Origin of the sequence: Marivita sp., assembly GCF_051859345.1 — a bacterium.
GTDB lineage: Bacteria > Pseudomonadota > Alphaproteobacteria > Rhodobacterales > Rhodobacteraceae > Marivita.
On sequence record NZ_JBHYFV010000005.1, the window covers coordinates 149,222 to 174,302 of the forward strand.

A 25,081-nucleotide genomic window follows, 5' to 3' on the forward strand; every position below is an offset into this window, starting at 1 on the left:
GACCGCAGCGCACCCGAAAACCCCGTAGAAGAATCGCAACCCGCATGCTACATCTCGTGGCATGAACTCCCACGCACCCAAGATACGCGCCTCAATTCAACCGCTTGAGGAAAGCGCCATCAACCGCATCGCAGCGGGCGAGGTGGTGGAACGCCCTGCCTCCGCCGTCAAGGAATTGGTGGAAAACGCCGTCGACGCCGGGGCCACACGGATCGACGTGGCCATTGCCGATGGCGGCAAGACCCTGATCCGCGTTACTGACGATGGCTGCGGCATCCCACCCGAAGAGCTCCCCTTGGCGCTGGCCCGCCATGCGACGTCCAAGATCGACGGGTCGGATTTGCTCAACATCCACAGCTTCGGCTTTCGCGGTGAAGCACTGGCCTCTCTGGGGGCGGTCGGACGCCTGACCCTGACGAGCCGGGCCGAGGGGTATGACGCCGCCGAACTGTCCGTCACAGGCGGCAAACCCGATCCGGTCAAACCGGCGGCCCTGTCCAAGGGTACTGTCGTCATCCTGCGCAACCTGTTCTTCGCGACGCCCGCGCGTCTGAAATTCCTCCGTTCGGATCGGGCCGAGATGCAGGCGATCTCGGATGTCCTGAAACGTCTTGCGATGGCCGAACCGTCGGTCAGCTTTACCCTGCGCGATGTGTCGGGCGGTGGCGAAGGTCGTGTGACCCTCCGCGCCGACGCGGTGAGCGGCGATCTGTTCGACGCGTTGCGCGGTCGCTTGGGGCAGGTCATGGGCCGCGAGTTCATCGACAACGCCGTCGCCATCGACGCCGAGCGCGAGGACATCCGCCTTACCGGGTTGGCCGGCTTGCCGACCTATTCGCGCGGTGCCGCCGTGGCGCAGTTCCTGTTCGTCAACGGACGACCCGTGCGCGACAAGCTTCTGATCGGCGCGCTGCGGGGGGCTTATGCCGACTTTCTCAGCCGAGACCGTCACCCGGCGGTGGCGCTGTTCATCGACTGCGATCCGCACAAGGTGGATGTGAACGTGCATCCCGCGAAATCCGAGGTGCGCTTCCGCGAACCGGGCCTTGTGCGCGGTCTGATCGTGTCTGCCCTGCGCCACGCCTTGGCCGAGGCAGGGCACCGGGCGTCCACCACCGTTGCAGGCGCAACGCTGGGCGCGATGCGTCCCGAGGCACCACAGGGTCAACCACGCATCTACCAGATGGACCGCCCGAGTTTCGCTGCGAAACAGTCCGCCTATCAGGCGCAGGCACCGGGCTTTGCCGACATGCAGTCCACCTATTCGGGTCGCGTGGTCGAGGTCGAAGAGGGTTCGCAAGAGACCGATGCGACGCCCCGCCAAGCCCTGCCGCTCGGTGCCGCGCGGGGTCAGGTGCATGAGAATTACATCATCGCCCAGACCGAGGATGGCATCGTGATCGTCGATCAACACGCGGCGCATGAACGTCTGGTCTATGAGAAACTCAAAACCCAGATGGCGCAGAACGGCGTGCCTGCACAGGCGCTTCTGATTCCCGATGTGGTCGAGATGAGTGAGAGCGACAGCGCGCGCTTGCTCGACATCGCGGACGACCTCACCCGCATGGGATTGACCATCGAACCCTTCGGCAACGGTGCAGTTGTCGTCCGCGAAACCCCTGCCATTTTGGGCGAAGTCAACGCCGATGCCCTGCTGCGCGACATCCTCGACGAGCTCGACGACCAAGGCCAAGCCCGCGCCGTGCAGGACCGGATCGAAGCGATCCTGTCCCGCGTCGCCTGTCATGGCTCCATCCGCTCGGGCCGCCAGATGCGCGCCGAAGAGATGAACGCCCTGCTCCGCGAGATGGAAGCGACGCCCTATTCCGGCCAGTGCAATCACGGCCGCCCCACTTATGTTGAACTCAAGTTGAGCGACATTGAACGACTGTTTGGCCGCACATGATCCAGATTGGCGACCTCATTCTTGACCTGAGCGATCCGGTCATCCTTCTCGCTTTGGTCTTGGGCGGGCTGGTGTTTGTGCTGCTTATCATGTCGCTCATGTCCGCCCGTCGCGCTGCGAAACTGAGTGAGCCGCTGGTGTACCAACTGGCGCAGGTGGGACAACGGGTGCAGAGCCTCAGCGATGGTCAGGAACGGCTGTCCGGTGGCCTGACCCATGTGTCCGAGGCACAGGCGCAAAGCCAGACCGCGATGCTGCAATTGATGGAGCGGAGGCTGGCGCAGGTGCAAAGCCAGATGAACGAGAACCTGCACGGCTCGGCGCGCAACACGGCGCAGTCGCTTGGAGAGTTGCAGCAAAGGCTCAAAAGCATCGACAAGGCGCAAGAGAACATCACCAAGCTGTCGGGCGACGTGCTGTCGCTTCAGGACATCCTGTCTAACAAGCAGACGCGCGGGGCCTTCGGGGAAATCCAGTTGACGGATATTGTCGGCAAGGCGCTGCCCAAGGACAGCTACACGCTGCAAGCGACCCTGTCGAACGGCAAAAGGGCGGATTGCCTGATCCACCTGCCGAACCCGCCGGGGCCAATCGCGATCGACAGCAAGTTTCCCTTGGAAGCCTACGAACAACTTCGCCGTGCCGAGACCCAGGAACAACTGAATCGCGCGGCGCAGCAGCTTCGGCTTTCGCTGCGAAAGCACATCAAGGACATCTCGGAACGCTACATCATCGAAGGCGAGACTGCCGATGGCGCGCTGATGTTCCTGCCCTCCGAGGCGGTTTATGCGGAACTGCACGCCAATTTCCCCGAAGTGGTGCGCGACGGCTTTGCGGCGCGGGTGTGGATCGTTTCGCCGACCACCTGCATGGCGACGCTGAACACGATGCGGGCGATCCTCAAGGACGCGCGGATGCAGGAACAGGCGGGGGCGATCCGCAAGGAACTGGGGTTGCTGTACGCGGATGTGGACCGTCTGGGCAGTCGGGTGGAAAATCTCGACCGGCATTTCGGGCAGGCGGCCAAGGACATCGCGGATATCAAGATCAGCGCGGACAAGGCAGGACGGCGGGCGCGGCGGCTGGACAATTTCGACTTCGAGGAATTGGCCAAGGACGACCCCACGCCGGTGGTGCGTCTGGCCAAGCCGCCAGGCGAATAGGTCAGCACAGTCCCCCTTTTGTTTCGCGTGCGAAACATTGGGTCCGCTTCGGCCCCTTTAACGCTTTATTGACAGTCGACATGGGCGACGATGCGTAGACGCATCGACATTCTCCGTTGACGGAGAATGGCCCGGTGTCAGTGGCGGCGCTCTATCTCAGCGTGCAGCTGCTTGAGAATGGTGCTGGCCGTCGTCTTGCACAGCGCCGGAACGACTGCATGGATCAGCGCGGCACTGGCGGCCACAGACAGCCAGAAGGCAAACCCGGCAGCAAAGCGCATGTGTTCGAAATAGGTTTCATCCACCGTTTCCGGGTGGGCCAGAAAGACTTTGTGCAGAAATGAACTTGTGTCAGCCATCGGTCCGGCCCTTTCGAAATTGCGTTCTGTAAGTGCAGTCAAAATGACAGCTAATACTGGCGCTTTCTTCCCAAATTTGTTACGCTCTACGCGGATTATTGGGAAAAATTCTCATGGATGCCGAAAGTCTTGATAGTTTTGACCGGGCCATCCTGCGGATTCTGCAACGGGATGCCAGCCTGAGCGTTGAGGCCATCGCGGATCAGGTCGCCTTGTCCCGGAACGCCTGCTGGCGGCGGATCAAGATGATGGAGCAGGCCGGAACCATCACGGGTCGGGTGGCGCTTGCGGATCCGGCCAAGCTTGGGTGTGGGCTTGAAGTCGTGGTGATGATCCGCGCCGGGCGGCATGATGCCGATTGGCTGGAGCGGTTCCACAAGGCGGTTCGGGACATGCCCGAAGTGGTGGGCGCCTATCGGATGACCGGCGATCTCGATTACCTGCTGCGGGTGCGGGTTGCGGATGTTCCGGCATATGATGCATTTTACAAACGCGTGATCGCGCGGATTCCGCTCTCGGATATTTCGGCCAGTTTCGTTATGGAGGAGATCAAGGAAACCACAGCCCTGCCGATCTGAGGGGATCATGATGACACAGGATATTCACACCACGGCGGAATATGCCGAGGCCGCTGTCCTGCCCCGGCAGGTCGAGTCGCATGCCGCAGGGTGCGGCGAGACTGGCGAGAAACGCCTGCCCGATGTGCTGACACGCAAATCCATGAAGCAGAAAAGTGCAGCGGAATGGGCCTATGAGCGGTTGATCCTTTATATCCAGAACTTTGAAGAGCAGCTGGACAATGAACACGAGGTCGCAATGGGGTTCGCGGGCAATGAAACCGGCGTCTTGCGGATCGAAGGGCTTGGATATTTCGATCCCGACATCGTGACGTTCTATGGCACCGATGACATGGGCGGGCGGATGCAGCTGATCCAGCACGTTTCACAGCTTAACGTGGCACTGCGGGCGATCCCGATTCCGAAAGAAGACATTGCCCCGCGCCGGATCGGCTTTCAACTTGCTGCCGAATTGGAACAGGTCTCGTAAACCGCGACACACTGCGCGCTTGGCATGGGTGACATGATCCGGCAAATCGGGTAGCGAGTGATCAAACATATATCTGAGGGACGTCAAAGATGGCTGAACACAAGCACGGCACAATGGACACCACCGCGCAGGAAAAGACCTTTGAGGGGTTTGTGCGCTGGTGCGTAAGGGTTGCGGTATTCTCGATCGCGGTTCTGATTTTCCTCGCGATCTTCAACTCGTAATTTCGAACACGAGGTTGATATGACCCTGTTTGCGCGCGCCCTGGCCGGACTTGCGATGCTGGCTCTGGCAGGGTGTGGCGCGGGTACGGATCTGCGTCCGGACGCGTCGCCCGAAGTGATCAGCAGCGCGTCCTATCGGCACGACGGGCCTTCGGCGCTGACGCTATACACGATGATCAACAACCGCTCGGGTGCAGGTGCCCACACGAGTCTGATGATCAACGGGACGCAGCGGATCATTTTTGATCCGGCGGGCACGGTCCGGTTGAGCGCGGTGCCGGAACGCGGTGACGTGCTTTACGGGATCACGCCGGGCGTCGCCGATTTCTATGCGCGGGCCCATGCGCGCGCGACGTATCACGTTGTGATGCAACGGGTTGAGGTGTCGCCAGAGGTGGCCGAACGTGCGCTGCGGCTGGCGGTCTCGAACGGGCCGGTTGCATCGGCGCAATGTGCGCTGAGCACGGCGGCGATTCTGCGGCAGCTTCCGGGGTTTGGGTCGGTCGGTTCCACCTGGTTCCCGAAAAATCTCATGGATGATTTCGGCAAGCTGCCGGGCGTCCAGACAACCCGCATTTACGAAAACGACGATGACGACAAGTCGGTGGCGATTGCACAGTTCGAACAGGTCGTTCTGAGTCAGTGACGCCTCTCAGAAAAGCGTGTTGAACGCGATCAGCACGGCTGCCCCGGTGCCCATCGCGGCAAAGACGTTCTTTGTGAGATACCCTATGGCAAAGGTCGCGGCAGCGGCGGCCAGTCGCGTGGGATCTGGTGTGCCACCCGTGGCTGTTGGCCAGACGACCAAAGGGGCGACCAACGCCGGGATCACGGCGACGGCGGTATAGCGCAGGTGGCGCAGAACCCATTCCGGCATCGCGCGATCCCCGACAAGGCCCAGAAAAGCAAAGCGCAGGCCAAAGCTGCCGATACCCAGCGCGATGATGATTCCCCAAAGTTCGGGTGTGCCGCTAATGCTGCTCATGGTGTCAGTCCCAATCGTGTTTCCGCCTGTGCGCCCGCAATCATCCCGCCAAGCCCTGCCACCAGCAGACCCATGTTGAACGGGATCCACGCAAAGGCCAGGGCAAGGATCACCGCCGTCAGCGCGGCGATCCGGTGCGCCGGGGTGCGCAGCATCGGGCCGATCATCGCGAGAAACGCAATCGGCAGCGCAAAGTCGAGCCCAAGGCTGGGGGGAATGGTTTCGCCAAGCACGGCACCGATGAAGGTGAACACATACCACGGCGGGCAGATCGGCGTCATGACCCCAAGGAAGTAGGCGAATTTCTGTGCCGTGGTCTGATCGGGGGTCTTTTCGTAATCAATGATCGACTGGGCATAGGTTTGATCGACAAGGAAATACGCCACGATCCCGCGTTTCCAGACCGGCAGCCGCCCGAGATGCGGCGTGATCGACGCGGAATACATCGCCATCCGCAGGTTCACCGCCAGTGCCGAGGCAATGACCACCAGAGTTGGCGCGTTCTCGTTGATCAGTTGGAGCGCGGTGAACTGTGCCGCGCCAGCGATGACCACGATGGAAAAGCCCATGGTTTCATGCACCGCCAGCCCGGCCTCGGTGGCCAACACGCCAAAGAGCATGGCAAAGGGGCCAACGACAACCAGAAATGGAAGCCCGTCGCGAAGGCCCCGCCAGTAGCTTGACATTGCGTGTCCTGCCGCCATCACTGTGCCTCTCTGCTGCGTTCGAACCGGACGTAGCCTTGGACGAAGGGAGATGCAATCAATGCCGGATGACGTGGTGCGCGACTATGTGATCGCCCCTGATCCGGGGGCTGAACGCCTTACGAGGCGTGTGATTGGCACCGATCACACCGGAGCCGAGACCGAGATCAGTGTTGTTGAAGAACGCCCGCTGACGATTTTTCTGAATGCGCAGGAAATCGTCACGGCGATGACGATCGGGGATTATCCCGAATACCTCGCCGTCGGTTTTTTGCGCAATCAGGGGATGCTGCTGGCCGATGATGTGGTGACGAAGGTCGAATATGACGAGGACCTCGAGGTTGTCGTGGTGCGGACCAAGCGACAGACGAGTTATGAAGAAAAGGTCAAGAAAAAGACACGCACCAGCGGCTGTGCCGTGGGAACGGTGTTCGGCGACATGATGGAGGGGCTGGACAAGGTTGTGCTGCCCCGGACCGAGCTGCGCACGTCGTGGCTTTACAAGCTCGCCCATCAGATCAACACGACGCCGTCACTTTACCTGGAGGCGGGGGCCATTCATGGCACGGTGCTTTGCCAGCAGGATCGCCCGCTGGTCTACATGGAAGACGTGGGCCGCCATAACGCTGTGGACAAGATCGCGGGCTGGATGTTTCAGGAAGGCGTCAGCGCCGGGGACAAGATGCTGTATACCACCGGGCGGCTGACCTCCGAGATGGTGATCAAGACCGCGTTGATGGGCATTCCGGTGCTGGCCTCGCGGTCCGGATTCACCGCCTGGGGGGTCGAGATCGCGCGTCAGGTGGGGCTGACCTGCATCGGACGGATGCGCGGCAAGCGGTTCGTGTGCCTGTCGGGCGAGGACCGTCTGCTGCGCGACGTGGACCCGGACACAGTGCCGGAGGAAAGCCGCAAAAGTCGTAGGAAGAGCGCGGAATGACCAGACCTTTGGGCGTTATTCTGGCCGGCGGATTGGCCACGCGCATGGGCGGCGGTGACAAGGCGTTGCTGACGGTTGGCGGGCAAACACTTTTGCATCGGGTGATCGACCGGCTGGAACCGCAGGTCGCGGACATGGCGCTTAACGCCAATGGCGACGCGGCGCGGTTTGACGCGTTCGGGTTGCCAGTGCTGCCAGACAGCATCGCAGGTTTCCCAGGTCCATTGGCCGGTGTTCTGGCAGGGCTGGACTGGGCGGCCGGGCAGGGCGCAGAGACCATCGTGACCGTTGCCGCCGACACGCCGTTCTTTCCCGAAACGCTTGTGGCCCATCTGACCGAGACCGCACAGGGCATGGCCCATCCGCTTGTTCTGGCCGCCACTCCGCGCGGCACCGAAAAAACCAAATCCATGAGCCGCTCCGGCCTGATCCGGCATCCGACTTTTGGCCTTTGGCCGGTCGCCCTGCGCGACGATCTGCGCGCGGCTGTTCAGGACGGGATCAAGAAGGTGGTGATCTGGACCGAAAGGCACGGCGGACGCGAGGCGGTGTTTCCGACTGACGCGGGCGATCCGTTCTTCAACGTGAACACACCTGACGATCTGAACACTGCCGAGGCACTGACATGAAACTTTACGGCGTCACGGGCTGGAAGAACGCTGGCAAGACCGGGCTGATGGAACGGCTGGTGACAGAGATCACGTCGCGCGGATTCACCGTGTCCACCGTGAAACACGCGCATCACACCTTTGACGTCGATCATCCCGGCAAGGACAGCCATCGCCACCGGATTGCGGGCGCGACCGAGGTGCTTTTGGCCTCGCGCAACAGGTTTGCCTTGATGCACGAGTTGCGCGATGAAGACGAACCGACGCTGGCCGCGCTGCTGTCCAAGCTGATGCCGGTCGATCTGGTGCTTGTTGAAGGCTACAAGCGTGACGGGCATCCCAAGATCGAGGCGCACAGGGCCGAGACGGGCAACGCCCTGATCGCGCCCGGCGATCCGACCATTCGCGCTGTTGCAAGCGACACGCCAATGGCGCTTGACCGGCCGGTGTTCGATTTGAACGATACGAAAGCAATTGCAGATTTTGTCCTTGCAGAGGTCCGGCTTTGAGCGGGTTTGACACAGTTGCGGTTGTTGATTGGTCAGCGGGAAAGCGCAAACCCGCGGCTCCCTCTAGGGATGCCATCTGGATCGGTGTTGTTCAGTCGGGGCAAGAGCAGGCACCGGTTTATTGCCGATCGCGGATCGAGGCCGAGGCGTGGCTGGCCGCGTTCATCGACAAAGAGGCAAAGGCGGGGCGGCGCACGTTGGTCGGGTTCGATTTCCCGTTCGGGTATCCAAAGGGATTTGCAGCGCATGTGACCGGGTCCAACGATCCTTTGGCGTTCTGGGACTGGCTTGCGGCGCGGATCACCGACGACGAGGCGGGTGAGAACAACCGCTTTGACGTGGCCTCTGAAATCAACCGCCTGTTTGATGGGCCGGGGCCCTTCTGGGGCAAACCGAATGACACTGCTTGGCCGGATGTGCCTTATCGCAAGGCGGGTATCGACTATGCGACCTGTGCCGAACGGCGCGCCTGTGATCTTGTGGCGAACGCATCGTCATCGTGTTTTCAACTCTTCTTTAATCCAACTGTGGGAAGTCAGGCTCTGATGGGTCTGCCCATGCTTGCGCGGTTGCGGCAGCGCGCAGGTGTGGCGGTCTGGCCGTTTCAGACCTGGACGGATGCGCAAACCGTGTTTGTTGAGGTTTGGCCGGGACTGATCGAAACCGCTGTGAAGGAGGTTGGACAGGACGAGATACGGGATTCCGTGCAGGTGCGCCTGCTGGCGCGGGCTTTGGCTGGGCTGCCTCCTGCGCGGTTGGAAGGGATGATGTCGGACACTGGTCCGGAGGCTGGGGAAGAAGCGTGGATTCTGGGCGCTGGGCATGGTGACGAACTGATTGAAGCCGCGCGTGGGCCGCAGGTTCTGACCCCACCGCCCTTGCGCAACGACTGTTTTGCGCTGCCCGCCGGTGTGGACTGGACGCCTGTGGATGATGCGTTGGCATTGTTGCGGGATCGCATGACGCCTGTGGTTGGCACTGAAACCGTGCCACTGATGCAGGCGACGGGACGGGTCCTGGCGGCCGATGTTGCGGCACGTCGATCCAACCCGCCGCATCCCAACTCGGCGGTGGACGGGTATGGCTTTGCCGGTGCCGCCATCGGATCGGGTGCGCAGGTATTGTCTTTGGTCGACGGGCGCGCCGCCGCAGGTGTGCCCGTCGACGCGTTTGTGCCCGAAGGGCATGCGATTCGTGTCCTGACCGGGGCCGATTTGCCCAAGGGCGTCGACACCGTGGTGCTGGACGAAGACGTGCGCACCGGGGACGGTCGGGTGGCGTTCAATGGACCTCTGAAGCGTGGGGCGAACACGCGCAAGGCCGGTGAGGACGTCGTAAGCGGAGAGATCGCGCTACACGAGGGTCGGGTTCTGACCCCTGCCGATCTGGCGCTGGCGGCGGCGGTGGGGCATGGCACGCTGGAGGTCCGCAAGCGGTTGCGCGTGGCGGTTCTGTCCACTGGTGATGAGATTGTGGAACCGGGGGCAGACGCCTCTGTCGGGCAGATTTTTGATGCCAACCGACCCATGTTGCTTAGCCTGTGCGCCGGGTTCGGATTCGATGTTGTGGACATGGGGCGCGCCGCGGATGACCGCGCGACGGTGCGCGCGTCGTTGGAGACCGCTGCGCAGCAGGCGAATGTTATCTTGACCTCTGGCGGGGCCTCTGCCGGGGATGAAGACCATATTTCGGCGCTGCTGCGCGACAGTGGCGCGATGCAGGAATGGCGGATCGCGCTAAAGCCCGGACGGCCTCTGGCGTTGGGGGTATGGCAGGGGGTTCCCGTCTTTGGCCTGCCCGGCAATCCGGTGGCGGCGTTGGTCTGCACCCTGATTTTCGCGCGTCCGGCGATGGCGGCGCTGTCAGGGGCCGGGTGGTTTGAACCGCAAGGATTCACGGTGCCCGCCGCGTTTGAAAAGCGCAAGAAGCCGGGGCGGCGGGAATACCTGCGTGCCCGGATTCGCGATGGCCGGGCCGAGGTGTTCAAGTCCGAAGGATCGGGCCGGATCAGCGGGCTTAGCTGGGCCGAAGGGCTGGTCGAACTGCAGGACGGTGCGGTACATGTGCGTCCGGGCGACCCTGTGCGCTATGTTCCGTTCGGGTCTTTTTCCTGAGCGGGTCCGGATACGTTGACGCATCCGGAGTTTCCGTTGACGGAACTGCCGGGCGCCAGGCAAAAAGGTACTGAGAAACCGGAGACGGCACAGGGGCGCGCCTAGTCAAACGTCCCGGTCACACGTCCAAGCAGCATGAAGGCGCGCGCGGTGCGGGTGCTGGCAAGTTCCGAGATTTCGGCATCGCTTGCCGTTTCCTCGAACCGGGCAAAGCCTTTGTCGAACAAGCGCAAGAAGTGATGAGCCGCGTCGCGAAAGATCGGGTCTTGCTTCATCCGGCCTGCCGCCAGTGCCAGCGATGACCGGTCCCGCACGCCGCCCAGTGCGGCAATCGTGCGACCGCGTTCGCCTTTGGCAAAGCGCCGCCAGAGTTCGGGGCGGGCCATGTCGGGGCGCAGATCATCCATGTAGATCCCGTCCTGACTCAGCAGGGTCAGCACATCCTGCGAGGCCTGAACCATTTGCGCCGAAGGCCGGTCTTTCAAGGCGCGGCGCAGCGCTGCAAAACCTTCCTGATCGTCGGCGGTTTCGGGGAAATGCAGCGCGCGGATGAAATCGGAGTTGGAGAGCGGCGGGTGCAGTGCTTCGGCCGGGGTGCCCAGGGCAAGCCTTGGCTGATCACCGGTTTCGGGGTCGGGCGATGCGGCATGCACCGCGATCTGCGCCGCGCGGGTCGAGGTGAACATCGCGAGCGTCGTTTCGGCCTTTTTCTGTGCGTCGGCGATCTCTTCCAGCTTTTTCACGATGGACGGATGCGGTTGCTGATCGCGTCCCCCCGCCTGACTCTGGGTGATGTAGGCGTGGCGGATTGCGTCGATGGCGGTTTGCAGGCGCGTGCTTTCCTCGCGCATGATCCGCGAGGAGCGCGCACTGACGGCGGCCACCCAGATCATGCCGACCGGAAAGAAGATCACCATCATGGTCAACAGAAAGCGCAGACCGTCCGCGCCTTCATTGCCGGAAAACAGGAAAAACGCCGCAGAAATGACCAGCCAAAGCACGCTGAGCGCGGCGGCGGTCAATTCGATCCCGCTGAGCCCGCCCGAAACGTCACCCGGACGAGGGGGGATCGTTGCCGGGCCGGGGCGGGCGTTTTTTTGCTGTGTCATGGCTGGGTCCGACCCATCAGATGTATTCGATTTTCAGCACTTCATAGGATTTGTCGCCGCCCGGTGTGCGCACCTCGACGCTGTCGCCTTCTTCTTTGCCGATCAGGGCGCGGGCGATGGGCGATTTGATGTTGAGCAGACCCTTTTCGATATTGGCCTCGTGTTCGCCCACGATCTGCCAGGTCTTTTCCTCATCCGTGTCTTCGTCCACCAGCGTCACGGTTGCACCGAACTTGATGGTGCCCGAAAGCTTCGTGGGGTCGATCACCTCGACAAGGCTGAGCACACCTTCGAGTTCCTTGATGCGGCCCTCGATAAAGCCCTGTTTTTCACGGGCGGAATGATATTCCGCGTTTTCCTTGAGGTCGCCCAATTCACGCGCCTCGGCGATCGCCTTGATCACGGAAGGACGCTCTTCGGATTTGAGCGTTTTCAATTCGGTTTCGAGCGCGGCATGGCCCGCGCGGGTCATTGGTAGCTTTTCCATGGGACAGTTCCCTCTTGGTCGGTCGAGCGTCGGCTCTGGCAGCGCCTTGCGTCAGCGCGGTCTAAACATGTCATTTACGTTGTGACAACAGTGACCTGACCCGTCGTCGAAACGCAAGGGGGCTTGCGTGCGATCGGCAGGGCGCGGCGCATGAAAAACCGGCAGTGACAGGGAAACCCCACCTGTAACGCGGTGTCGCAATTGACCGTTCGGGGTCCGCAGGTTACGTCACCTGTCAGGTTTTCGACACGTGATTTTCAGGAAAGAGCCCGACATGAGCGAACATGAACGCGAAGCGATGGAGTACGATGTTGTCATCGTAGGTGCAGGACCCGCAGGCCTTTCTGCCGCGATCCGTCTGAAACAGCTGGATGCCGATTTGAACGTGGTGGTCCTTGAAAAAGGCTCTGAAGTGGGCGCGCATATCCTGTCAGGCGCGGTGCTTGATCCCTGTGGGTTGAACGCGCTGATCCCGGACTGGAAGGAAAAAGGCGCGCCACTGAACGTGCCGGTCAAGGATGACAATTTCTACATGTTGGGTGAAGCGGGCAAGGTGCGTATCCCCAACTGGCCGATGCCGCCGCTGATGAACAACCACGGCAATTACATCGTGTCGATGGGCAATGTCTGCCGATGGATGGCTGAACAGGCCGAAGAACTGGGTGTCGAGGTGTTTCCCGGCATGTCCTGTTCCGAACTGGTCTACGGCGAGGATGGCAGCGTCAAAGGCGTGGTTGCCGGGGAGTTCGGCAAGAACGCCGATGGCACGCCGGGGCCGGGATATGAGCCGGGGATGGAACTGCACGGCAAGTATGTGTTCCTGGGCGAAGGTGTGCGCGGAAGCCTGTCGAAAGAGGCGATCGAAAAGTTCGACCTGTCCAAAGGCAAGGAGCCGCAGAAATACGGTCTTGGCATGAAGGAAATCTGGGAGATCGACCCCGCCAAGCACAAGGCAGGGTCGGTCACGCACACCATGGGCTGGCCGCTTGGGTCAAACGCCGGGGGTGGATCGTTCATCTATCACCTTGATAACAATCAGGTCTATGTCGGTTTTGTCGTTCATCTGAACTACGAGAATCCGCATCTTGCCCCCTACATGGAATTCCAGCGGTTCAAACACCATCCGATGGTGAAAGAGCTGCTCGAAGGTGGCAAGCGCGTGGCCTACGGCGCGCGCGCGATCAGCGAAGGCGGCTATCAGTCGATGCCCAAGATGGTGGCACCGGGTGTGGCGCTGCTGGGCTGTTCGGTCGGCATGGTCAACGTGCCGCGCATCAAGGGCAATCACAACGCGATGCTGTCTGGCAAGGCTGCCGCCGAGGCCGCGTATGCCGCGATTCAGGACGGGCGCGCATCGGATGAGTTGAGCGATTACGAAACCGACGTGCGAGAGGGTGCGATTGGTCAGGACCTGATGAAGGTGCGCAACGTCAAACCGCTTTGGTCCAAGCGCGGGTTGGTGGCGTCGTTGACCCTTGGCGGGTTCGACATGTGGACCAACACGCTTGGCTTTTCCCTGCTGGGCACGATTGGTCATGGCAAGACCGACGCTGCGGCGACCGGGGAGGCATCGAAATTCAAGCCCATCGACTATCCGAAGCCGGATGGCAAACTGTCCTTTGATCGCCTCACAAACCTGTCGTTTTCTGCGACCAACCACGAGGAAAGCCAGCCCGCACATCTCAAGCTCAAGGATGCGTCGATTCCCGTCTCGGTCAACCTGCCGAAATACGCGGGACTGTCTCAGCGGTACTGTCCTGCCGGGGTCTACGAATTCGTGAAGGACGACAAGGGCGAAGACAAATTCGTCATCAACTTCCAGAACTGCGTCCACTGTAAGACCTGCGATATCAAGGACCCAAGCCAGAATATCGTCTGGACGGTCCCGCAGGGTGGAGACGGTCCGAACTACCCGAATATGTAGAATTGAAGAGGCCGGGCAAACGTCCGGCCTTTTGCTTGAGTTGCGTGTGTTCCGGCACCGCGCTAGGCTTCGGAAAAATTCGCCTTTCAAGGAGAAATACATGGTTTGTTCGAGCATGAAGCGCCTTTTGGGAACGGCAGCAGTGGCACTGTGCCTGGTCACACCGGGGGGTGCCTTTGCCAACAGTCTCTCGGGGGATTACCTGGCCGGCCGTCAGGCAAGCTTTGATGGCGATATTCAGGCGGCGGCGACCTATTATGGACGCGCTGTGATGGGAGATCCCGAAAACCCCGTCATCCTTGAACGCGCTGCCCTGGCCGAGATTTCGCTGGGCGATCTGGAACGCGCTGCCGGGCTGGCGTCAAAGCTGGTCGGTGACGGCCATCGCAGCCAGGTTGCGCATCTGGCGCTTGTGGCGCAGCAGGCCAATTCTGAAGAGTACCAAGCCCTGATCAACCTGATCGAGGATGATCGCGGCGTCGGGCCGCTTGTCGATGGCCTGCTTACCGCATGGTCGCAGCTTGGTCTGGGCGATATGTCAGCCGCATTGGTGCAATTCGATGAACTGTCCGACCAGCAGGGACTGCGCAATTTTGCGCTGTATCACAAGGCTTTGGCCTTGGCCTCGGTCGGTGATTTCGAAAGTGCGGCGGCGATCCTCGAGGATGCTGGCACGGGTGGAATGCAACTGACCCGGCGCGGGGTCATGGCCCATGTCGAGATGCTGAGTCAGCTGGAACGCGACGAAGACGCGCTGACCCTGATCGACACCGCCTTCGGGCCCGACCTTGATCCGGGTCTGCGCGAGATGCGCATGGCGCTGGAAGATGGTGCGGCGCTGCCGTTTACGCATGTTCAGGGCGCGCGGGATGGTCTGGCCGAGGTGTTCTACACCCTTGCCGCAGCGCTTGCGAACGAAGCAAATGATGAATTCACGCTGCTGTACACACGCGTGGCGGAATACCTGCGCCCCGATCACATCGACGCCATTCTTTTGTCGGCCAGCCTGCTGGACGAAATGGGGCAGCCGGAACTGGCGGTGAAATCCTATGCCAAGGTGCCCGAAGATCACCCGGCCTACCATGCCGCAGAACTGGGCCGTGCCGCAGCGTTGAGTGACAGTGACAAGACGGATGCGGCGGTCGAAGTTCTTCAGAAATTGGCCAAGACCCATGGCGACCAGCCCATCGTTCTGTCGACTTTGGGCGACACGATGCGCCAGCTTGAACGCTATGATGAGGCAATTGCGGCCTATACCCAGGCGCTTGACCTGTTTGAGGAAGAGACCGTCAGCCAGTGGTTCCTGCACTATGCGCGGGCGATCTGCTATGAACGACTTGACCGTTGGGACGAGGCCGAGGCGGATTTCCGCGCGGCTTTGAACCTGAACCCCGAACAGCCGCAGGTGTTGAACTACCTTGGGTATTCGCTGGTCGAAAAGCAGGAAAAGCTGGACGAGGCGCTCAACATGATTGAACGCGCGGCGGCAGCCCGTCCCGAAAGCGGTTACATCATCGATTCACTCGGGTGGGTTCTGTACCGGCTTGGCCGCTATGAAGAAGCCGTGAGCCACATGGAACGCGCAACCGAACTGATGCCGGTCGATCCCATCGTGAACGACCATCTGGGGGACGTGTACTGGGCCGTTGGCCGCAAGACCGAAGCGCGGTTCCAATGGCGTCGGGCGCTGTCCTTTATCGTCTATGGCACAACCGCCGAAGAGGTGAACGCCGATCGTATCCGCGCCAAGCTGGATGTGGGTCTGGATCAGGTGCTTGCCGAAGAAGGCGCGCCGCCGCTTCAGGTGGCCAATGACAGCAGCGACTGAGGCGACTGCCCCGGCCAAGATCAACCTGTGCCTGCACCTGACCGGACTGCGAGACGACGGTTATCACCTGCTTGAATCGCTGGTGGTGTTCGCGGGGGTCGGCGACAGGTTGCGTGTTGTCCCTGCCAATGGGTTAAGCCTGACCGTCGATGGACCGTTTGCCGAAGGTGTGCCGACGGATCGTGCCAACCTTGTCCTGAAGGCGGCGGAGCGGTTGAAAGACCTTCGCGGTGTTTCTGCGGGGGCCGCCATCCACCTGACCAAGACCCTGCCCCACGGCGGCGGCATTGGTGGCGGGTCAAGTGACGCCGCCTGTGCGATCCGGCTGCTCGCCGATCTGTGGCAGGTGCCACCGCTTACCGCGACCGAGGCCTTGCCTTTGGGTGCGGATGTTCCAGTCTGTCTTTGCGCCCCCCACGCCACCGAAATGCGCGGCATCGGCGAACACCTGCAACGCGCCCCATATCAGCCCGAAGGGTGGCTGGTTCTGGTCAATCCGGGGGTGATGATTCCGACGGGCAAGGTCTTTACCCTGCATGACATGTTGCACCCGATCAGCCTGCAACGGATGGACCCGCTGGACGATGTGACAGACGCCGAAAGCTTTGCAGACTGGCTGTCGAAACAGCGCAACGACCTGACCAAGATCGCCAGCGATGACGCCATCGCACCGGTGATCACCGAGGTACTTCATGCGCTGCGCGAAGATGCGTTGGTGGCAAAGATGTCCGGTTCTGGCAGCACATGCTGGGGGTGGTACACAACGCAGGTCGCGGCGCAGAAAAGTGCCGACCGGATCGCAGCGGCGCACCCCGACTGGTGGGTCTCCGCCGTGCCGATCCTGCGCTGACAGGGTTCAGTTGACCCGCGCAACGACGTAATCGGCCAGATCATCCAGCATGTCGCGGATCGGATGCACGGGCAACGTCGCAAGCGCCCCGCGCGCCTTGGTGATCCAGTCATTTGCCTCGGCCCGAGTGGCCTCAAGTGTGCCGTGCTTGTTCAGAAGCGCGATCGCGTGCTCAAGATCGCCGTCTTCCTGACGTCCCTTTTCTATCGTCCGCTTCCAGAACGCGCGTTCGTCGTCGTCGCCCAAGGCAACCGCCTTGATCACCGGCAGGGTCAGCTTGCGCTCGCGGAAATCGTCACCCACGTTCTTGCCGGTGGCGTCCGATCCCCAGTAATCCAAAAGGTCGTCGACAATCTGAAACGCGATCCCCAAAGCATCGCCATAATCGAACAGCGCCTTGATCTGCGCCTCGTCCATGTCGGCAATCACGCCGCCCACTTCGGTTGCGGCTGAGAAAAGCGCCGCTGTCTTGCCGCGCACCACTTGCAGGTAAATCGCTTCGGTCGTGCGCAGATCCTGCGCCGCCGTCATCTGCAACACCTCGCCCTCGGCAATTGTCGCCGCCGCGTCCGACAGGATGCGCAATACGCGAATGTTGTTGGTCTCGGTCATCAACTGGAAAGACCGCGCAAACAGGTAATCCCCGACCAGAACGCTCGACTTGTTGTCCCAAAGCAGGTTCGCCGTCGGCCGCCCCCGCCGCTTTTCGCTTTCGTCCACAACGTCGTCATGCAGCAGCGTCGCGGTGTGGATGAATTCGACCGTCGCGGCCAGCTTCACATGATTGTCGCCTTCATAGCCGCACATCCGCGCCGCGGCGAGGGTCAGCATCGGCCGCAACCGCTTGCCGCCTGCCTCGACCAGATGCGCGGTCACTTCGGGAATGCGCGGTGCGTGTTCCGACGCCATGCGCGTTCGGATCAGCGTGTTCACCTCTGCCATGTCACCGGCCAGAACCTCTGCCAGCCGATCATGCGGTTTTTGACTTGGTGTATCCAACATCATCACCATTCCTTCAGGAAGGCTCGACAAAGCGGGCCGGGTGTTCCTACATCAAGGTCATGGAAGAGCTTTTGCGCACCAATGACATCACACTGATACCGCTCGCCCGAGCCGTGCTTGAGGACGAGGGTATAGACAGCTTTGAATTGGACGTAAACATGAGCGTCCTCGAAGGGTCCATCGGAATTTTGCCGCGCCGCCTCATGGTGCGCAGCGACGAACTAGACGACGCAAGACGTGTTCTGCACGAATACGGTGTCAAGTTTGAGGACTGACCCCTTTGCGGCGGAGGAGTTGACCCGCGATGATTTTCTGGGTGGGGCTGTGCGCCTGTGGCAACCGAAAGACGGCTATCGCGCCGGGCTGGACCCCGTTCTTCTGTCTGCATCAATCCCGGCCAAGGCGGGGGATAGCGTGCTTGAACTGGGCTGCGGCGCGGGGGCTGCATTGGCCTGCCTCGGTATCCGGGTTAGCGGGATCACCTGCATCGGGGTGGACATGCAGCCCGCCTATGCCGCGTTGGCGCAGCGCAATCTGGATGACAACGGGCTGACGGGGGTGGTGCATTGCGCAGACCTGTCCGCGCTGCCGCCAGAGGTCAAATCCCGGCGTTTTGATCATGTGATCGCCAACCCGCCCTATTTCGAGGATTTTCGCGCCGTCGCGTCACCATCGCAAGATCGCGCGATGTCCCGCTCTGGTGCGTTGCCGTTGGCCAAATGGGTCAGCGTGGCGTCCAAACGGCTCAAGCCCGGCGGGATGGCAACGTTTGTTCAAAGGGCAGACCGCCTTCCCGAACTGATGAGCGCGTTTTTCGCAACTCTGGGGGCGCTCGAGCTTTGGCCGATCCAGCCGCGCAGCGCCCGTCCGGCCCGTCTTGTCCTGTTGCGGGGGCGCAAAGAACGGCGGGCGGCGTTTGTGTCGCACCCTCCGCTGGTGCTGCACCGCGGCGAAATGCACGAGAAAGACGGCGATTCGTACACGGAAACCGTCTCTAAAGTGCTGCGTACGCCGCAATCGTTGCCCTTTCCTGATCAAAGACCCATCCAAACCCAGCGTGGTTAGCAGGAATATACCAATGATGCGGATGCAGCGTGACAGAATTGTAAAACTGTGGTGGACTGAAGATCCAATCAGTCACAGGAGGACTTCATGAGCTTGACTTCACATCTTCAGGAACTGAAGCGGAAGCACCAAAACCTCTCTGCCGAGGTCGAACAGGCGCAGCGCGCGCCCGGAGCGGACGACCTCACGATTGCCTCGCTGAAAAAGCAGAAACTTCGACTGAAGGAAGAGATCGAGCGTCTCTCATAAGTGATTGGCCCGGGCAAAACCCGGGCTTTTTCTTTATCTGACGAATGTGCTGATCGCGACAAGTTCGTCTTGCGCGATCTCATGCCCACCGGGGTGTTGATGTTCGCTCACATCTGCACCCTGTTCCGACAGATACCGCGACAAAGCTTGTGTCCGTTCAGGCGGGCAGATCGGATCGCGTCGTCCAGAGGTCAGCAACCACCGCGTTTTTGACAGACCCGGCTGTGGATCAGGGGTCCACGGGATCAACGGGTGCATCGCAATCACGTCCGTAAAAATGTCGGGATGGTCCAGCGCAACCGCAGTCGCGATATTCGCACCGTTCGAATACCCCAAAGCAATCACACGGCCCGCGCCGGTCATGGCGATCTTTTCGCGCAGGAAACGCGCCATGTTTTCGCGCCGTTGTGCAAGATCTTCCATGTCGTAGACGCCTTCGCCCGTCCGGCGAAAAAATCGCGCCATGCCCTGTTCGGACACGTCACCGCGCGGCGAGATGACATGTGCATTTGGCACAAGGTGCTGAGCAAGCTCATGAAACTGCGTTTCGTCGGCTCCGGTGCCATGAAAGGTGAAGACCAAAGGCGCGCCCGACGCCCCCTTGGTCTCAGCGTGGAAATACTCAGTCAATGATCGGCTCCAGGTATTTTTGTTCAAGGATGGCGCGCAAATGTTCATGCTGGGTCGGAAGCATGAGCGCCTCACCCAGATGCGCGGTGTCTTCGTCGCGGTCAAAGCCCGGTTCGTTGGTGGCCACTTCGAACAGAACACCGCCGGGCGTGCGGAAATAGATCGCGTAGAAATAATCGCGGTCGATCACCGGAGTCACCTGATATCCGGTGTCCATGAGCGCCTTGCGCACCTCAAGCTGCCTTTCACGGTTGTCGACCGAGAAGGCGATATGATGAACCGAACCCGCCCCCTGATGTGCGCTGGGCGCATTGACCTCGGTGATGTCGATCACGTTCGCCGCGGTGCCGCCGGGGATGTGAAAACGGGTGACATTGTCCTGTTGCTCAAGCTTTTCATACCCCATGAAACGCAGCAATTCCGCACTGGCCCCGACATCGCTCAGCCGTATGTCGGCGCTGTGAAACCCGCGAATCGCCACGTCTTCGCTGACACCGTTGTTGGTCCAGGGTGTGCGGGTGTCATCGTCGGTTTCCACCAGAACGAACCCGTCCCGATCCGGCCCGTCAAAGCGCAGGCGGTTCTGGCCAAAAGTTGTTTCGGATTTGATGTTTTTCACGTCAAACGTCGCCAGCCGATCCTGCCAATAGGGCAGGCTGCCTTCGGGCACCGCAAACCCCGTGATCCCGACCTCACCGGTGCCGGGATTGCCACGACGTGCGTTGGGGAAGGGGAAATAGGTCATCACGGTGCCAGGCGTCCCGGCGCCATCACCGTAGTAGAGGTGGTACACCTCGGGCGCGTCGAAATTAACGGTCTTCTTGATTCGCCGCAGGCCCAGCGTCTTGGTAAAGAAATCGTTGTTTGATTGCGCCCCGCTGGCCAGCGAGGTCACATGGTGCAGTCCATTGATCTGGTTCAACATGTCTGTTCTCCGAAATGGAAAGGGAAATAACCCGATTGGGTACAGATGTAGCTGCATTCAAACGCACATAAACACTCCTGCGCGCGCCTTTTTTGTGCAATTCCGCACCTAACGACGGCGCGATGTCCATGCCGCGATGCCTGCCCCAAGGGTGATCAAAACGGCCGCCGCGACCAATTGCCAGGACGCCTGCGCAAATCCTGCCACGATCAGGACCAGCGTGGACAACAACGGTGCCGCATAGCTTGCCACGCCCAAAAGCTGAATGTCCCCGCGTTTGACGCCGATATCCCAGACGTAAAAGGCAAGACCGACGGGACCAAGGCCAAGGGCCAACACCGAGAGCCACGCAAACCCCGTATCCGGCCAGATTGTCGTTTCAAACAGCAGATGCGCGGGTACAGACAAGACCGCCGTGAGGACACAATACACGGCAACGGCTTCGGTCGGGGTGGTGCCAAGCCTGCGTGACAGCACCGAATAGCTGCTCCATGTCAGGGCACAGACCCCGGCAAGGATCAGCCCCGGCGCCGCCGCCGCCTCAAAGCTGAACCCGCCACGGAGCACGATCAACGCCGCGCCCGCAAAGGACACGAGCGCACCAAAGATGTGCCCCGCGCGCAGGCGTTCCCCCGGAAGCAGGCCCGAAAACAACACGATGAACAAGGGCCAGAGATAGGCGATCAGCCCCGCCTCTGCCGGGGGTGCAAGGCGCAACGCGGAATAGTAAAGCGCGTGATACCCAAACAGACCTGCGGTCCCAAAGGCATAGACCGTCCACGGCACCGCGCGCAGCACCGACGCCCGTCCGCGCCCAAGCACCCAGATCACACCCACCGCGCCGCCGATGGCAAAGGTCAGCGCATTGAGCAGGAACGGAGGGACTGGCGCGGAACCGGCGGTGAACAACGCCAGAAGCGCCCAAAGCAGGACGGCGACAAACCCGATACTGGTGGCAGAAGCGCGTGTCATGAGCGTTCCGCTAAAGTCCTGCGCGACAAAAGAAAAGGCCCGCACAACTGGCGGGCCATTCCGAAAACCTGTGATCCGGGATCAAACGAAGAACTGCGCCCCGTTGGCCGAGATTGTCGACCCATTGATGAAGCCCGCATCGTCCGACGCCAGGAACGCCACGCAGCGCGCGATCTCTTCCGGCTCGCCCAAACGGCCTGCCGGGATCTGGCCGATGATCGATTCCCGGACCTTTTCCGGAACCGCCATCACCATTTCCGTTGCGATATAGCCGGGGCAGATCGCGTTCGCGGTGATGCCAGCGCGCGCGCCTTCCTGCGCCAGCGATTTCACGATGCCCAGATCGCCCGCCTTGGTCGCGGCATAGTTCACCTGTGCGAACTGGCCTTTCTGACCATTGATTGACGAGATCACGATGATGCGGCCGAATTTGCGTTCGCGCATCCCGGGCCACACCGGGTGGACGGTGTTGAACACGCCGGTCAGGTTGGTGTCGATCACCTCTTTCCACTGGTCCGGCGTCATCTTGTGGAACGGCGCGTCACGGGTGATGCCCGCGTTGGCGACGATCACGTCGATGGGGCCCAGATCGGCCTCGACCTTGGCGATTCCCTCTTTGGAGGCGTCGTAATCCGCGACGTTCCACTTGTAGGTCTTGATGCCGGTCTCTGCGGTAAAGGCAGCGGCTTTCTCGTCATTGCCGGCATAGGTCGCGGCGACCTCATAGCCTTTTGCTTTCAGGGCTTTGGAAATGGCTTCGCCGATACCGCGGCTGCCGCCGGTGACTAGGGCTACACGGGCCATGGTTGTCTCCTCTCAGGTATTCATCAAGTAAGGTTGTTATATGTAGACGTATCTCGGCGCAACATTATTGCGTGACGTCCTTTGGGAATTTGCAAAACCTACAAAAAAGGGGCGCATGAAAGCGCCCCGAATTTTGTCGTTCCACGAGACTGGATCAATCCCGCTCCACACAGAGCGCGACGCCCATGCCGCCGCCAATGCAAAGCGTGGCAAGGCCTTTCTTGGCGTCCCGGCGCTGCATCTCGAACAGCAGGGTGTTCAGGACGCGTGCGCCCGAGGCCCCGATCGGATGGCCAATGGCAATCGCGCCGCCATTCACGTTCACGATCGACGGATCCCAGCCCATGTCCTTGTTCACGGCACAGGCCTGCGCGGCGAAAGCTTCGTTGGCTTCCACAAGGTCCAGATCGCCAACCGACCAGCCCGCTTTGTCCAGTGCCCTGCGCGATGCGTAGATCGGGCCGACACCCATGATCGACGGGTCCAGACCAGCGGTCGCGTAGGATGCGATGCGGGCCATCGGGGTGATGCCGCGCTTTTCGGCGTTTTCCGCAGACATCAGCAGCACACCCGCCGCACCGTCGTTCAGACCAGAGGCGTTTGCGGCGGTGACGGATCCATCCTTGGTGAAGGCGGGGCGCAGTTTCTGCATCGCCTCCATGGTCGCGCCGTGACGGATGTATTCGTCCTTGTCGACCACGATGTCGCCCTTGCGGGTCTTGATGGTGTAGGCGATCACCTCGTCATCGAACTTGCCGGCCTTTTGCGCGGCTTCGGCCTTGTTCTGGGAACCAACTGCAAATTCGTCCTGCTGATCGCGGCTGATCTGCCACTTTTCGGCGACGTTTTCGGCGGTCTGACCCATGTGATAGCCGTTGAAGGCGTCCCACAGGCCGTCACGGATCATGGTGTCGATATATTTCATATCGCCCATCTTGTGGCCCTGACGCAGGTTTGCGGCATGCGGTGACATGGACATGTTTTCCTGACCACCGGCGCAGATGATATCGGCATCCCCGAGCATGATGTGCTGCGCACCAAGAGCCACGGCACGAAGACCCGATCCACAGACCTGGTTAAGTCCCCATGCAGCGCTTTCCTGCGGCAGACCGGCATTGATATGCGCCTGACGCGCCGGGTTCTGGCCTTGTGCGGCTGTCAGAACCTGTCCGAGGATCGTTTCAGAGACCTCTCCCTTTTCGATCCCGGCACGCTCGACCAAGGCCTCGAGCACGGCTGTGCCAAGATCATGTGCCGGTGTATTTGCGAAAGAACCGCAGAACGACCCAACGGCCGTGCGTGCGGCGGATGCGATAACGACGTTGGTCATATTGTCCCTCCACCAAAGTCAAAGTCCAGACGTGATTCCGTGGGGATTATCGCGTATTTGCGGCCACAGCCCCAGACCCATTCTCGCGCCGTCCTAAAGCAATGGTCGAAGGACGGATACCGGACAGGGTGTCTCAGGCCGTTTCTGCATGGCGGAGTTGACGCAGGGTCATGGCAGATGCCGCAACACCTTAATGCACGGCTGAGGTCCGCCGGATCGGGCGCCATGGAGGATCGACGGTTGGGGCGCCAAAATAGTAGCCTTGGAGAAAGTCGATCCCAAGCTGTCCCAATGTGTTGGCATCCGCCGAGGATTCCACAAATTCCGCCACCGTGAACATATCGAATTGCTGTGCAATCGCGAGGATGGCCCGTGTCAGCACCTGATTGTCCGGGTCCGTCGCAATGCCGCGAATGAACTGTCCGTCGATCTTGAGGATATCGAATTGAAATTCCCGCAGATACCGAAGCGCGGTATATCCCGCCCCGAAATCATCCAGCGCAAAGCTGATTCCAAGTCGCTGCAGATCGCGCATCGCCTGCACCACCAGTTCAGGGATCAGCATTGCCGACGCTTCGGTGATTTCCAGGATCAGACGTTCGGCCACAGAGGCATCGCGCGACAGTCCGCGTTCCAGCACCTTGCGCCACTTGGGATAGCCGATGGATCGTGCAGACAGGTTGATGGCAAGCCGGATATCAGGGTTCTGCATCAGGGTGCGCAACCCATGTTCCAGCGCCAGACAATCCAGAAGCCTGCCGGTTTCCTTTTCCTCAATGCGGTCTATGAACTGTGCCGCCGGGATGATCCGCCCGGTCGGGTCGGTGACGCGGATCAATCCTTCGTAGAACGCAACCTGTTCCTGTCGGGGCGCATGGACCACCGGCTGAAAGGCCAGTCGCACCTCACGATGCCGAACCGCGTCTTCGACGATGGTCAGGATGTCCTGATCCCGCGTCTGCACGGCCATATCCAGCGGCGATGGGCCAAGTGTTTTTCTGACAGCGCGCTGTGGCATGGGGATACCCTTTGATGCAGTGCCTGCACCTTGGCACTTGCACCTTAAACAAGGTTTAATGCACACCCGTAATATCGCGTGTTGACTCTGCAAGGCACCGCCGTATAAGCGCGGCTTCATTGGTGTTGGTGGCCCCCGCAAGGGGATGCCTGTCATGGGTTTCGCGCCCAAGAGGACAACGCCCTTCATAGTCGCCTTTCGGGGCGTCGTTCCAGGAAGGAGATCAGCCGTGACAAAACGCACGTCTGCCAAGTACAAAATTGACCGCCGGATGGGTGAAAACATCTGGGGTCGTCCGAAATCCCCCGTCAACCGCCGCGAATACGGCC

28 protein-coding genes and 1 pseudogene are annotated in these 25,081 nt (G+C 60.9%); 17 read left to right on the forward strand and 12 right to left on the reverse strand.

Annotated features, from left to right (window positions below; all coding sequences use genetic code 11):
* Positions 1-61: 61 nt before the first annotated feature.
* Both mutL and ACTIEN_RS05600 read left to right on the forward strand, forming a co-directional pair.
* Positions 62-1,906 carry a DNA mismatch repair endonuclease MutL gene (gene mutL, locus ACTIEN_RS05595; protein ID WP_439522124.1) on the forward strand — a complete coding sequence of 615 codons (1,845 nt, stop codon included), beginning with the start codon at positions 62-64 and terminating at the stop codon, positions 1,904-1,906.
* Positions 1,903-3,069, forward strand: coding sequence for a DNA recombination protein RmuC (locus tag ACTIEN_RS05600; RefSeq protein ID WP_439522125.1), 1,167 nt, complete (start codon positions 1,903-1,905; stop codon positions 3,067-3,069). Before mutL ends, ACTIEN_RS05600 begins: the two co-directional genes overlap by 4 nt.
* Before the next feature lie 137 nt (positions 3,070-3,206).
* Here ACTIEN_RS05600 and ACTIEN_RS05605 read toward each other — a convergent pair whose 3' ends face one another.
* Positions 3,207-3,428, reverse strand: coding sequence for a DUF6356 family protein (locus ACTIEN_RS05605; protein ID WP_439522126.1), 222 nt, complete (start codon positions 3,426-3,428; stop codon positions 3,207-3,209).
* Positions 3,429-3,541: 113 nt separating this feature from the next.
* On the opposite strand from ACTIEN_RS05605, the gene ACTIEN_RS05610 reads away from it, so the two are divergent.
* The 4 genes from ACTIEN_RS05610 (at position 3,542) to ACTIEN_RS05625 (ending at position 5,345) form a co-directional block, all read left to right on the forward strand.
* Positions 3,542-4,006, forward strand: coding sequence for an Lrp/AsnC family transcriptional regulator (locus ACTIEN_RS05610; protein WP_439522127.1), 465 nt, complete (start codon positions 3,542-3,544; stop codon positions 4,004-4,006).
* Positions 4,007-4,016: 10 nt separating this feature from the next.
* Positions 4,017-4,475, forward strand: coding sequence for a DUF6173 family protein (locus ACTIEN_RS05615; protein WP_439522128.1), 459 nt, complete (start codon positions 4,017-4,019; stop codon positions 4,473-4,475).
* 89 nt (positions 4,476-4,564) lie between these two features.
* Entirely contained in the window at positions 4,565-4,699 is a 135-nt protein-coding gene (locus ACTIEN_RS05620) for an aa3-type cytochrome c oxidase subunit IV (RefSeq protein WP_439522129.1), read from the forward strand.
* Between the two features lie 19 nt (positions 4,700-4,718).
* Positions 4,719-5,345 (forward strand): hypothetical protein, encoded by a 627-nt coding sequence (locus tag ACTIEN_RS05625; RefSeq protein WP_439522130.1) that lies wholly within the window; start codon positions 4,719-4,721, stop codon positions 5,343-5,345.
* A gap of 6 nt (positions 5,346-5,351) precedes the next feature.
* On the opposite strand, the gene ACTIEN_RS05630 is transcribed toward ACTIEN_RS05625, so the two are convergent.
* Together ACTIEN_RS05630 and ACTIEN_RS05635 are read right to left on the reverse strand one after the other, a co-directional pair.
* A complete protein-coding gene (locus ACTIEN_RS05630) occupies positions 5,352-5,684 on the reverse strand; it encodes an AzlD domain-containing protein (protein ID WP_439522131.1) in 333 nt (110 codons plus the stop codon).
* Positions 5,681-6,388 carry an AzlC family ABC transporter permease gene (locus ACTIEN_RS05635; RefSeq protein ID WP_439522132.1) on the reverse strand — a complete coding sequence of 236 codons (708 nt, stop codon included), beginning with the start codon at positions 6,386-6,388 and terminating at the stop codon, positions 5,681-5,683. The genes ACTIEN_RS05630 and ACTIEN_RS05635 overlap by 4 nt, the downstream gene beginning before the upstream one ends.
* 61 nt (positions 6,389-6,449) lie before the next feature.
* Between ACTIEN_RS05635 and ACTIEN_RS05640 the strand changes: the two genes are divergently transcribed.
* From ACTIEN_RS05640 to ACTIEN_RS05655, 4 genes are read left to right on the forward strand one after another with little or no spacing between them, the layout of a single operon-like run.
* Positions 6,450-7,328, forward strand: coding sequence for a formate dehydrogenase accessory sulfurtransferase FdhD (locus tag ACTIEN_RS05640; RefSeq protein ID WP_439522133.1), 879 nt, complete (start codon positions 6,450-6,452; stop codon positions 7,326-7,328).
* Positions 7,325-7,957, forward strand: coding sequence for a molybdenum cofactor guanylyltransferase MobA (gene mobA / locus ACTIEN_RS05645; protein WP_439522134.1), 633 nt, complete (start codon positions 7,325-7,327; stop codon positions 7,955-7,957). Before ACTIEN_RS05640 ends, mobA begins: the two co-directional genes overlap by 4 nt.
* Positions 7,954-8,445, forward strand: coding sequence for a molybdopterin-guanine dinucleotide biosynthesis protein B (gene mobB / locus ACTIEN_RS05650; protein ID WP_439522135.1), 492 nt, complete (start codon positions 7,954-7,956; stop codon positions 8,443-8,445). The genes mobA and mobB overlap by 4 nt, the downstream gene beginning before the upstream one ends.
* A complete protein-coding gene (locus ACTIEN_RS05655; RefSeq protein WP_439522136.1) occupies positions 8,442-10,559 on the forward strand; it encodes a molybdopterin-binding protein in 2,118 nt (705 codons plus the stop codon). Before mobB ends, ACTIEN_RS05655 begins: the two co-directional genes overlap by 4 nt.
* Positions 10,560-10,660: 101 nt before the next feature.
* On the opposite strand, the gene ACTIEN_RS05660 is transcribed toward ACTIEN_RS05655, so the two are convergent.
* Both ACTIEN_RS05660 and greA read right to left on the reverse strand, forming a co-directional pair.
* Positions 10,661-11,668: a hypothetical protein gene (locus ACTIEN_RS05660; protein WP_439522137.1), complete on the reverse strand. Its 1,008-nt coding sequence runs from the start codon at positions 11,666-11,668 to the stop codon at positions 10,661-10,663.
* 16 nt (positions 11,669-11,684) lie between these two features.
* The gene (gene greA, locus ACTIEN_RS05665) at positions 11,685-12,155 is read right to left on the reverse strand and encodes a transcription elongation factor GreA (RefSeq protein WP_439522138.1); all 471 of its coding nucleotides are present in this window, start codon (positions 12,153-12,155) and stop codon (positions 11,685-11,687) included.
* Between the two features lie 274 nt (positions 12,156-12,429).
* On the opposite strand from greA, the gene ACTIEN_RS05670 reads away from it, so the two are divergent.
* The 3 genes from ACTIEN_RS05670 (at position 12,430) to ACTIEN_RS05680 (ending at position 16,757) form a co-directional block, all read left to right on the forward strand.
* A complete protein-coding gene (locus ACTIEN_RS05670; RefSeq protein WP_439522139.1) occupies positions 12,430-14,079 on the forward strand; it encodes an electron transfer flavoprotein-ubiquinone oxidoreductase in 1,650 nt (549 codons plus the stop codon).
* Between the two features lie 100 nt (positions 14,080-14,179).
* Positions 14,180-15,907 (forward strand): tetratricopeptide repeat protein, encoded by a 1,728-nt coding sequence (locus ACTIEN_RS05675; RefSeq protein ID WP_439522140.1) that lies wholly within the window; start codon positions 14,180-14,182, stop codon positions 15,905-15,907.
* Positions 15,891-16,757 carry a 4-(cytidine 5'-diphospho)-2-C-methyl-D-erythritol kinase gene (locus ACTIEN_RS05680; RefSeq protein WP_439522141.1) on the forward strand — a complete coding sequence of 289 codons (867 nt, stop codon included), beginning with the start codon at positions 15,891-15,893 and terminating at the stop codon, positions 16,755-16,757. Before ACTIEN_RS05675 ends, ACTIEN_RS05680 begins: the two co-directional genes overlap by 17 nt.
* Before the next feature lie 6 nt (positions 16,758-16,763).
* On the opposite strand, the gene ACTIEN_RS05685 is transcribed toward ACTIEN_RS05680, so the two are convergent.
* Complete coding sequence (locus ACTIEN_RS05685) at positions 16,764-17,762, reverse strand: polyprenyl synthetase family protein (RefSeq protein WP_439522142.1); 999 nt, start codon at positions 17,760-17,762, stop codon at positions 16,764-16,766.
* 56 nt (positions 17,763-17,818) lie between these two features.
* Between ACTIEN_RS05685 and ACTIEN_RS05690 the strand changes: the two genes are divergently transcribed.
* The 3 genes from ACTIEN_RS05690 (at position 17,819) to ACTIEN_RS05700 (ending at position 19,073) form a co-directional block, all read left to right on the forward strand.
* Positions 17,819-18,034, forward strand: coding sequence for a putative signal transducing protein (locus ACTIEN_RS05690; protein ID WP_439522159.1), 216 nt, complete (start codon positions 17,819-17,821; stop codon positions 18,032-18,034).
* The gene (locus ACTIEN_RS05695) at positions 18,024-18,824 is read left to right on the forward strand and encodes a tRNA1(Val) (adenine(37)-N6)-methyltransferase (RefSeq protein ID WP_439522143.1); all 801 of its coding nucleotides are present in this window, start codon (positions 18,024-18,026) and stop codon (positions 18,822-18,824) included. The genes ACTIEN_RS05690 and ACTIEN_RS05695 overlap by 11 nt, the downstream gene beginning before the upstream one ends.
* An 87-nt stretch (positions 18,825-18,911) precedes the next feature.
* Positions 18,912-19,073: a YdcH family protein gene (locus ACTIEN_RS05700; protein ID WP_439522144.1), complete on the forward strand. Its 162-nt coding sequence runs from the start codon at positions 18,912-18,914 to the stop codon at positions 19,071-19,073.
* Positions 19,074-19,106: 33 nt separating this feature from the next.
* Here ACTIEN_RS05700 and ACTIEN_RS05705 read toward each other — a convergent pair whose 3' ends face one another.
* The 6 genes from ACTIEN_RS05705 to ACTIEN_RS05730 all read right to left on the reverse strand — a co-directional run bounded on the left by ACTIEN_RS05705 (position 19,107) and on the right by ACTIEN_RS05730 (position 24,752).
* A complete protein-coding gene (locus ACTIEN_RS05705) occupies positions 19,107-19,703 on the reverse strand; it encodes an alpha/beta hydrolase (protein ID WP_439522145.1) in 597 nt (198 codons plus the stop codon).
* Entirely contained in the window at positions 19,696-20,628 is a 933-nt protein-coding gene (locus ACTIEN_RS05710; RefSeq protein WP_439522146.1) for a VOC family protein, read from the reverse strand. Before ACTIEN_RS05710 ends, ACTIEN_RS05705 begins: the two co-directional genes overlap by 8 nt.
* A gap of 108 nt (positions 20,629-20,736) precedes the next feature.
* The gene (gene yddG / locus ACTIEN_RS05715; protein ID WP_439522147.1) at positions 20,737-21,600 is read right to left on the reverse strand and encodes an aromatic amino acid exporter YddG; all 864 of its coding nucleotides are present in this window, start codon (positions 21,598-21,600) and stop codon (positions 20,737-20,739) included.
* Between the two features lie 81 nt (positions 21,601-21,681).
* Positions 21,682-22,404 carry an acetoacetyl-CoA reductase gene (phbB, locus tag ACTIEN_RS05720; RefSeq protein ID WP_439522148.1) on the reverse strand — a complete coding sequence of 241 codons (723 nt, stop codon included), beginning with the start codon at positions 22,402-22,404 and terminating at the stop codon, positions 21,682-21,684.
* A 154-nt stretch (positions 22,405-22,558) separates the two neighbouring features.
* Complete coding sequence (locus ACTIEN_RS05725; protein WP_439522149.1) at positions 22,559-23,734, reverse strand: acetyl-CoA C-acetyltransferase; 1,176 nt, start codon at positions 23,732-23,734, stop codon at positions 22,559-22,561.
* Between the two features lie 190 nt (positions 23,735-23,924).
* Positions 23,925-24,752: an EAL domain-containing protein gene (locus tag ACTIEN_RS05730; protein ID WP_439522150.1), complete on the reverse strand. Its 828-nt coding sequence runs from the start codon at positions 24,750-24,752 to the stop codon at positions 23,925-23,927.
* Positions 24,753-24,981: 229 nt separating this feature from the next.
* Here ACTIEN_RS05730 and ACTIEN_RS05735 point away from each other — a divergent pair.
* Positions 24,982-25,081 (forward strand): annotated as a pseudogene (locus ACTIEN_RS05735) (30S ribosomal protein S4); the annotation flags it as partial.

What these genes read in the sequence shown, in the direction of transcription:
- yddG (WP_439522147.1), bottom strand. Translation starts at nt 21,600, where the DNA reads ATGACACGCGCTTCTGCCACCAGTATCGGGTTTGTCGCCGTCCTGCTT.
- ACTIEN_RS05630 (WP_439522131.1), bottom strand. Translation starts at nt 5,684, where the DNA reads ATGAGCAGCATTAGCGGCACACCCGAACTTTGGGGAATCATCATCGCG.
- ACTIEN_RS05605 (WP_439522126.1), bottom strand. Translation starts at nt 3,428, where the DNA reads ATGGCTGACACAAGTTCATTTCTGCACAAAGTCTTTCTGGCCCACCCG.
- ACTIEN_RS05615 (WP_439522128.1), top strand. Translation starts at nt 4,017, where the DNA reads ATGACACAGGATATTCACACCACGGCGGAATATGCCGAGGCCGCTGTC.
- ACTIEN_RS05660 (WP_439522137.1), bottom strand. Translation starts at nt 11,668, where the DNA reads ATGACACAGCAAAAAAACGCCCGCCCCGGCCCGGCAACGATCCCCCCT.
- ACTIEN_RS05620 (WP_439522129.1), top strand. Translation starts at nt 4,565, where the DNA reads ATGGCTGAACACAAGCACGGCACAATGGACACCACCGCGCAGGAAAAG.
- phbB (WP_439522148.1), bottom strand. Translation starts at nt 22,404, where the DNA reads ATGGCCCGTGTAGCCCTAGTCACCGGCGGCAGCCGCGGTATCGGCGAA.
- ACTIEN_RS05640 (WP_439522133.1), top strand. Translation starts at nt 6,450, where the DNA reads ATGCCGGATGACGTGGTGCGCGACTATGTGATCGCCCCTGATCCGGGG.
- ACTIEN_RS05725 (WP_439522149.1), bottom strand. Translation starts at nt 23,734, where the DNA reads ATGACCAACGTCGTTATCGCATCCGCCGCACGCACGGCCGTTGGGTCG.
- ACTIEN_RS05625 (WP_439522130.1), top strand. Translation starts at nt 4,719, where the DNA reads ATGACCCTGTTTGCGCGCGCCCTGGCCGGACTTGCGATGCTGGCTCTG.
- ACTIEN_RS05675 (WP_439522140.1), top strand. Translation starts at nt 14,180, where the DNA reads ATGGTTTGTTCGAGCATGAAGCGCCTTTTGGGAACGGCAGCAGTGGCA.
- ACTIEN_RS05670 (WP_439522139.1), top strand. Translation starts at nt 12,430, where the DNA reads ATGAGCGAACATGAACGCGAAGCGATGGAGTACGATGTTGTCATCGTA.
- greA (WP_439522138.1), bottom strand. Translation starts at nt 12,155, where the DNA reads ATGGAAAAGCTACCAATGACCCGCGCGGGCCATGCCGCGCTCGAAACC.
- mutL (WP_439522124.1), top strand. Translation starts at nt 62, where the DNA reads ATGAACTCCCACGCACCCAAGATACGCGCCTCAATTCAACCGCTTGAG.
- ACTIEN_RS05610 (WP_439522127.1), top strand. Translation starts at nt 3,542, where the DNA reads ATGGATGCCGAAAGTCTTGATAGTTTTGACCGGGCCATCCTGCGGATT.
- ACTIEN_RS05680 (WP_439522141.1), top strand. Translation starts at nt 15,891, where the DNA reads ATGACAGCAGCGACTGAGGCGACTGCCCCGGCCAAGATCAACCTGTGC.
- ACTIEN_RS05635 (WP_439522132.1), bottom strand. Translation starts at nt 6,388, where the DNA reads ATGGCGGCAGGACACGCAATGTCAAGCTACTGGCGGGGCCTTCGCGAC.
- ACTIEN_RS05690 (WP_439522159.1), top strand. Translation starts at nt 17,819, where the DNA reads ATGGAAGAGCTTTTGCGCACCAATGACATCACACTGATACCGCTCGCC.
- ACTIEN_RS05700 (WP_439522144.1), top strand. Translation starts at nt 18,912, where the DNA reads ATGAGCTTGACTTCACATCTTCAGGAACTGAAGCGGAAGCACCAAAAC.
- mobA (WP_439522134.1), top strand. Translation starts at nt 7,325, where the DNA reads ATGACCAGACCTTTGGGCGTTATTCTGGCCGGCGGATTGGCCACGCGC.
- ACTIEN_RS05600 (WP_439522125.1), top strand. Translation starts at nt 1,903, where the DNA reads ATGATCCAGATTGGCGACCTCATTCTTGACCTGAGCGATCCGGTCATC.
- ACTIEN_RS05730 (WP_439522150.1), bottom strand. Translation starts at nt 24,752, where the DNA reads ATGCCACAGCGCGCTGTCAGAAAAACACTTGGCCCATCGCCGCTGGAT.
- mobB (WP_439522135.1), top strand. Translation starts at nt 7,954, where the DNA reads ATGAAACTTTACGGCGTCACGGGCTGGAAGAACGCTGGCAAGACCGGG.
- ACTIEN_RS05685 (WP_439522142.1), bottom strand. Translation starts at nt 17,762, where the DNA reads ATGATGTTGGATACACCAAGTCAAAAACCGCATGATCGGCTGGCAGAG.
- ACTIEN_RS05710 (WP_439522146.1), bottom strand. Translation starts at nt 20,628, where the DNA reads ATGTTGAACCAGATCAATGGACTGCACCATGTGACCTCGCTGGCCAGC.